We start from the raw sequence: 1,251 nt of genomic DNA, 5'->3' as shown, positions 1-1,251 counted from the left end.
AATGTCGAGTAGTTTTGTGATAAAATGTAATTGTTCCATATGATTCTTTCTAATGAGTTGTTTTGTCGCTTTTCATTATAGGTCATATGGGACTTTTTTTCTACAACAAAATAGGCTCCATAATATCCATAGGGGATTTACCCACTACAAATATTATAGAGCCCTTATAGTTTGAAACTATAGGATTGCCTAGGAAAGAAATGTTAGAGGGAACCAGTAGTTTTTGGTATAATGGAAGATATTTGAAAGAAAAGAGAAGTGATATGACACAGATTATTGATGGGAAGGCTCTAGCAGCTAAGTTACAAGGACAGCTGGCTAAAAAGACTGCAAGATTAAAGGAAGAAACTGGTCTAGTACCTGGTTTGGTGGTGATTTTAGTTGGAGACAACTCTGCCAGCCAAGTCTATGTTCGCAACAAGGAGAGGTCAGCCCTTGCAGCAGGATTCCGTAGTGAAGTTGTGCGAGTTCCAGAGAACATTACTCAAGAGGAATTGTTAGACTTGATTGCCAAATACAATCAAGATCCAGCTTGGCATGGGATTTTGGTTCAGTTGCCATTACCAAAGCACATTGATGAAGAGGCAGTTTTATTAGCCATTGATCCAGAAAAGGATGTGGATGGTTTTCATCCTCTAAATATGGGACGCCTTTGGTCTGGACATCCAGTTATGATTCCATCAACACCTGCAGGAATTATGGAAATGTTTCATGAATATGGTATTGACTTGGAAGGTAAAAATGCGGTCGTCATCGGTCGTTCCAATATCGTTGGAAAGCCCATGGCCCAGCTTCTTTTGGCCAAGAATGCAACAGTGACCTTGACCCACTCACGCACCCATAATCTTGCTAAGGTTGCTGCTAAAGCGGATATTCTGGTGGTCGCAATCGGTCATGCCAAGTTTGTGACTGCTGACTTTGTCAAACCAGGTGCGGTTGTCATTGATGTAGGGATGAACCGCGATGAAAATGGTAAGCTTTGTGGGGATGTTGATTATGAGGCGGTTGCACCACTGGCTAGCCATATCACGCCAGTTCCTGGAGGTGTTGGTCCTATGACCATTACTATGCTAATGGAGCAAACTTATCAAGCAGCACTTCGGACATTGGATATAAAATAGGAAAAAAGAACCTGAGACAAAATAGTTCTCAGCCACAAAAAAGCTAGAGATTTCCAATTGCGGAACTCTAGCTTTTTAATTTTGAGTCGTTCTCTTATTGTATTTGAGGAGGTTATTGGCCATAAGTACC

The 1,251-nt window shown here is 41.2% G+C and carries 1 protein-coding gene; it reads left to right on the top strand.

Annotated elements, in window-relative coordinates; all coding sequences use genetic code 11:
* The first annotated feature begins 263 nt into the window (after positions 1-263).
* Complete coding sequence (locus GEZ85_RS10095) at positions 264-1,121, top strand: bifunctional methylenetetrahydrofolate dehydrogenase/methenyltetrahydrofolate cyclohydrolase (RefSeq protein WP_194251556.1); 858 nt, start codon at positions 264-266, stop codon at positions 1,119-1,121.
* Positions 1,122-1,251: the final 130 nt, after the last annotated feature.

The sequence above is a fragment of the Streptococcus mitis genome (genome assembly GCF_009496205.1).
Taxonomy (GTDB): domain Bacteria; phylum Bacillota; class Bacilli; order Lactobacillales; family Streptococcaceae; genus Streptococcus; species Streptococcus mitis_BN.
Note: the sequence above shows the minus strand (reverse complement) of the source record. Positions and strands in the feature narration are given on the sequence as shown.